Source organism: Actinosynnema sp. NPDC023658, from assembly GCF_040639995.1.
Classification (GTDB): Bacteria; Actinomycetota; Actinomycetes; order Mycobacteriales; family Pseudonocardiaceae; genus Actinosynnema.
In genome coordinates this window covers 3,418-9,399 of sequence record NZ_JBFAAX010000220.1, presented here as the reverse complement: position 1 = coordinate 9,399, position 5,982 = coordinate 3,418, and the positions used below count along the sequence as shown (strand labels likewise).

Sequence of the window (5,982 nt, the reverse complement as noted above, 5' to 3'; positions counted from 1 at the left end):
GGCTTCCCGCGGGGTCCTAGGGGCGGCGGGCGCCCCCCACGACGGCGTGGACGTGCACGTGGACTGGACCGTGGAAGCCGGGTCCCCCGTGCGCGGCGGCGAGGACCGCTCGGCCTTCCCGCCCCTGCGGCGGCCCGTGCTGGAAGACCCCTCGTGGCGGCACAGCGAGGCGACCACCGCGGACTGGTTCGACCCCCTCCCGAACGCCGTGCGCTCCGCGGACGTCCGCCGGGCGCGGCGCCGGGCGCCGGTCGTCGGCACGGTGCGCGGCGAGCACCACCAGGTGCTCGACACCAGCAGCGTCGACCGCGGCCGGCCCCTCCTCTGGGGCGTGGAGACCTTCATCGCCTACGACGTGCGCGCGTTCACCGTCGACGGCGTCCCCGTCCGGGACTACACCGTCAAGCTGCGCCTGGACCGGCCGGACGGCGTCGGGCCGCTGTACCGGACGGGGGTCCGCCGGGCGGTCGACGCGATCTTCAACCGCGGGTACCGGTTGCCCGGCGGGGAGCAGTTCCACGTCACCGTCGAGTTCGTCTCCGACCCCTTGGACGCGCACGCCGACATCCGGGTCGGGGGAGTCCGGAGAGCCACGCAGGACCACTGGCCGGAGCACCTCAACCCGGTCACCGCGGCGCACGAGCTGTTCCACTACCTCGGCGTCGACGACGACCACACCGACCACGGCCGCACCCAGCCGTCGTCGCCGGATGACCTCAGGCTGCCCCCCGGGGACGACGCCCGCTCCGTCTTCGCGCGCCGGCCGGGCCAGGGGCAGGCGGTCGACGACGGCGGGATCATGGGCACCCCGGCGGAACGCCTGCTCCAGGCCCTCACGGGCAGCGCGGTCAGGCCGCGCCACCTGTGGCAGGTGCAGAACCGCGAGAACGCGCTGACCAACCTGCGCGATCGGCCCCTCGTGCCGGGTCCCCGGCAGGCCACTCGCTGGTTCGTCCGCCCGCACGAGCCCGAGGACGACACCCCGCCGCCGGACTACGTGATGCGCGAGCAGGCGTGGCGGATGCTGGAGGAGGTGCTGTCCGACCCCTCCACCGAGTGGACGCACGAGCTGCTGAGCCGGCAGGCGGTGCTCGCGCGGGAGTGGGTGTTCAGCGGTTCGCGGTCCCTCCAGGAGGCCGTGTACCTGAGGGCGGCCCGGATGGTGCAGTGGGCCCGTCCGCTGACCGACATCCGGGTGTGGACGGACGTGGTGGACCTCGCCGCCGCGGCACTGGCCGGGTACGGGGACCTGGGTGTGGCCGAGGCGTCGCTGCGGCGAGTCGAGCCCGCCCTGCGGACCGCCGTGCCGCCGGACCTGGTCGCGGGCCGGGAGGTGTGGACGATCGGCCTCTTCGCACAGGAGGCGGACCGCGCCGTGCAGGAGCTCAGGTCGCTGGACGTGCCGACGCGCATCGAGGATGCCGCGGCACGTCGGGCGCGGGCGGTCGTCGCGTCCCGGACCTCCTACGGCTCCCTCGGCCCCGACCGCTCGGCGGACGCGACCGAGATGCTCACCCACATGCTGCTGCGCGACGCGATCGAGCGGGCGGCACGCGTGGTGGCCTCGGGCGAGGCCCACGAGAAGGTGCCTTCGCGGTTGGCTGCCCACCTGATCGAGGGCATCGCCCCCGCGGTGCTCAACTGGATCTTCGTCACCCACCCCGGCGAGCAGGCGGGGGTCGTCTTCCACGTCGACGACCAACCGGAGTTCTTCGCCCGCCTCGGCGACGACGAGGGGTTCTTCGACCACCCGCTGCCCTTCGACGTGCGATCCGGGACGTGGGCGCCGACACCCGGCTCCACCGCCATGCCCGAGGCCGCGAACGAGCGGATGAGGGCGACCGCGATGCGGCGCGCACGAGCCATCGTGGCGTCCACCTCCAGGTGGGGCGCGCCGCACCTCGGGCAGACCGCCGGCGGACGGCCGGCCCCCCGAGAGGTCTCCGAGGACGTCGTGCGGGCGGTGGCGGCGGAACTGGTGAGAGCCGCGTTCCACCGGGCGTGGCTCATCGTCGAGTCCGGCGTGCCCGAGCAAGACCTGTCCGAAGACCTGGTCCAGAACTTGCAGGCGGTCATCGCCACCAGGCTGGTGGCCAGGGCTCCGATGGAACGGGACTTCGAGGTCTGGGCCCACCGGCTGGCGCTCCAGCTCGGCCGCTTGGACTACCCGTACCTCATAACTGCGGACAACTTGGCTTGGGCGAGGCGCGTGGTGAGCACCTTCGACGTCCAGTCGAACGGCGACGTGCGCCAGGCGGCGGCGGTTCAAGCCGAGTCGATCGCCAGGTTCCGCCTGTCCCACCTCCAGTTCACTCACAGCGGCACCTGGGTCAGTTCGCTGTCCGATGTCATCCAGGCGGAGTTGCTGAAGCACCGGCACGACCCGCGTGTGCTGGGCGAGATCGAGCAGCACGTCGCGCCGCTCCCCCGCGAGGTGCTCGACATCGGCTTCAGCTCGGGGGCGCCGCCGTGGACGGTCGAGGCGCTGGAACGGATCGACAACTCCGCGCACAACCTCCTGGCGACCGTGGATCGGCGGCTGTCCGACATGGCGTGGCGGCGGGGGCGCAGCACCGTGCTGTCCGCGATCGGCGAGACCAGGGTGTCGCCGGCGGTGCCCCAGCACCTCGCCGAGCGGGTGTTCGACTTGTACGTCAAGGTCGTCGCGGCCGAGACCGTCGTCCACGTGCTGCTCGGCGGGAGGGGCACCGGGCCGGAGTTCCTGGCCACCCTGATCGCGTTCGACCTGGGCCTCGCCGGCCCCGCGAGCCCTCGTCTCCTGGGGTCCCCGGACGCCTCGGAACCGGCGCACTTCGTCGGCGAGAGCCTCCACCGCGTCGAGTACGCGTCGGACGAGCCGCTGGACCCGGCGGAAGAGGCGGCCGTGGTGTCGGTGGCCCGGGAGGTGAGCCGGGCGTCGGAGGCGCGTTCGCGACAGGGCTACCAGCCGCCTCGCGTGCGGATCACGGGCATGGCCGCGTCCCGGGTGACCGAGATCTTCCACGACCACGAGGTCTTCGACGTGGACATCAGGGACGAGTGGGGAACCGCGGGGGCCGTGGAGGTGCTGGTCGACTGGTCCCTCCGGCCGCGGCCGGTGAGCTACGCGCTGGCCACCCTGCCCCCCGCAGGGGAAGGGCGGTTCCCGGAGCGGGAACCGGTGGAGCGGTTGGCTGCCAGGGCGGCGCGGCGGGCGATCCTGGACGACCCGTCGTGGCGGCACAGCCAGGCCCCCGGCGCGGACTGGTTCGACCCGCTCCCGAACGCGGTGTCCCCGGAGCGCATCCGGGACGTCGGCGCGTCCGCCCCGTTGCTCGGCACGGTGCGCAGCGAGCGCTTCGAGGCGTTCCGGCAGAACGCCTCCGCGCCGGGGCGCCCCCACCCGATCGGGCCGCGGATACCCGTCGTCTACGACGTCCGGGACTTCGAGGTCGACGACGTCCGGGTCCGCGACTTCTACCTCAAGCTGCACGTGACCGCCTCCGACCCGTCCTCGGACGACGTCCACGAGGCGGTGGACGAGGTGTTCAACAGGGGCTACCGGCTCCCGGGCGGTGAGCAGTTCAACCTCACCGTCGAATTCGCCTACGAGGCGGAAGCGCACGCCACCACCAATTTCGCGGGGATTGGCCTGGATCAGCTCGCGATCGCGGACCGGATCATCGTGCACCTGGGCGTTCCCCCTCGGTCGCCGGTGCCGGGGAGACCCCTGCTGCAGCCGGTTCGCCCCGAGGACCGCCGGTTCCCGGTCGGTGACCTGGTCGGGCCGCGCGACCTGTGGTGGGTCGACCGCACCACCGATCAACTGCTGCAACCCGCACCTCCGCTCGGACTCCCGCCGGAGTCCGGGGACGTCGACCTGCCGGAGGACGCGGGGGGCGGGGCGCCCGACTCCGATGTGGACCTTCAGGGCTCGGACGCGGGATCGGACTCGGGCTTCGGGGACTCGGGCTTCGAGGACTCGGTCGCGGGCGATCCGATCGCGGGTGACCCGGGCGCCGGGGTCGCGGGGTTCGAGCCGGCGGAGGACGAGGAAGTCCGGCCGATCAGCCCGGGGTCGTGGGAATCGGAGCAGGACCCCGTTCGCTCCTCGGTGGAGGACATCACCCGGTGGACGATCGAAGACCTGTCGGAGCGGTCGGCGACCGCACTGGCGAACCTGTTCGCGCTGTCGCTGCCCTTGCAGGACGTCCTCTTCCGGCGGGCTCTCCAGGTGGTCGAGATGGCCGGCGGTTCGGCCGACGTCGTGGGCCACGAGGCGTGGAGCTACCTCGTGGACATCGCCGCCGACGTGATCCTGGAGGTCGGTGACCCCAGCAGCGCGATGGTGCCGATGTGGCACGTCGTGGGCCACCTGTACCCCGACCGCCGGACGTTGCGCGCCGGCCGGGAGCGGCCCCCGAACGCAAGGGTGCTGAGGGACTTCCGCCGCAGTCAGGAAGACCACTACCGCGCGTACCCGCAGTGGCCGGCGGTGCACCGGCGGGCGCGGGCCATCGTGGCGTTCCGGACTTCCTACAGCCCTCTCCTCCCGGTGGTGGCCGAGGACCTGGCCGTGCTGATCGGAACGATGATCTGGGCCACCATCGAGGAGGAGGCGGTCGCGATCGTCTCGTCCGGCGTCAAGGAAGCGTTCCCGCCGCAGAAGCGGGAACGCCTCGTCGAGGCCGTCGCCGCGGGCGTGATCGACCGCATGGTCTTGGACGACGCCGCCGCCGATGACGATGGTGACGGCGACGAGCCACGGGTCCTGGCGGAATGGCTGCCACCCTTCCCCGACGACCCCGCCGAGATGAAGGCCCTGACCGACAAAGCCATCACTTCGCTGGAGGACGTGCCCGTGCGCCTCCAGGAGGCCGCGCGGGAGCGGGTCGCGGAATCGCTTGGGGTGGTGGGTGCGACGCCGGAGGGTGCGGCCGCGGTGCTCGCCGCGAGCGTGGCGAGGTCCGCGATCGAGCAGGCCCGGGACATAGTGGACACCGGCACGCCCGACGAGTTCCAGGACGACCCCCTGGCCCGACCGCCGGTGGACGACGAGGAGTTCTGGGCCCTGGTCAACGACGTCCGGACCGGACTGGTGGCCGGGTTGGCCACCGAGGACTTCACGAACGACACGTACCTGCCCATCGAGATGATGGCGCACAGGGTGGTGCTCCACGAGGGCTTGCAGGCGTTCGCGCTGCCGAGCTTCCGGCCTGACGAGGTCGCTCGGGCCGTGGACCTGTTGAGCGGCGTGCCGGCCAGGTGGCGTGAGCGGAGCAGGGCCAACGCGATCCTCGAGTTCCGAATGGGGAACGTCGAGGCGTCGTGGCCGAGGCGTTGGAACGCCGCCACGATCCTGGCGGCCCGGCGGGTGGGCGGTCTGCCGATCGGGGAAGCGTTCTCGGACCTGGTCCTGCACGGTGTCAGGGTGGGGCAGAGGCCGTGGTCGGCGAGGTCGTTGCGCGACGCCGCCCAGCGGTTCACGGACATGTGGGCCGCCCTGGGTGGCAGGGGCCCGGCGCTCGCGTCCGCCGCGGCCCGGGCGGACAGCATGGTGAGGGCGCTCACGGGTGGCGCCCGGACCTCACCGGTCGTGCCGACCTACGGGGCCGACGACGTGCTGCACGACTTCCGCCAGGTGGTCCTGACCGGGTTGCTGGTCGACGCCGCCACCGGCGGGGGTGGCGGCGGGCCGGAGTTCCTGGCACGTCAGATCGCGCTCGACCTCGGCCTCCTCGCCGAGGCGCGCCGCCACAACGGCGCCGACCGGTCGCCGGCGGCGGACTTCACGCTGGAGAGGGCGTACCACGACCTCAGCCCCCAGGGCTCGTTGCCGGAGGAGCGGCGGGCGGAGATCCGGGCGTTCGTGGCGGAGCTGGAGCAGCAGCAGGCCGCCCGCCAGGCGTCGGGGTACCTGCGGGCGCCGGTCCGGGTGGTCGGGGAGGCCGCGCACCGGGTGGCCGAGATCTTCGCGGAGTTCGACGTCGACGTCCGGTCGAG

1 protein-coding gene is annotated in these 5,982 nt (G+C 73.0%); it reads left to right on the top strand.

Going from position 1 to position 5,982, the window contains the following annotated elements:
- Positions 1 to 58 precede the first annotated feature (58 nt).
- Positions 59 to 5,982 (top strand): hypothetical protein (locus AB0G02_RS21430; protein WP_360797118.1); only part of this gene is annotated, 5,924 nt, incomplete at its 3' end.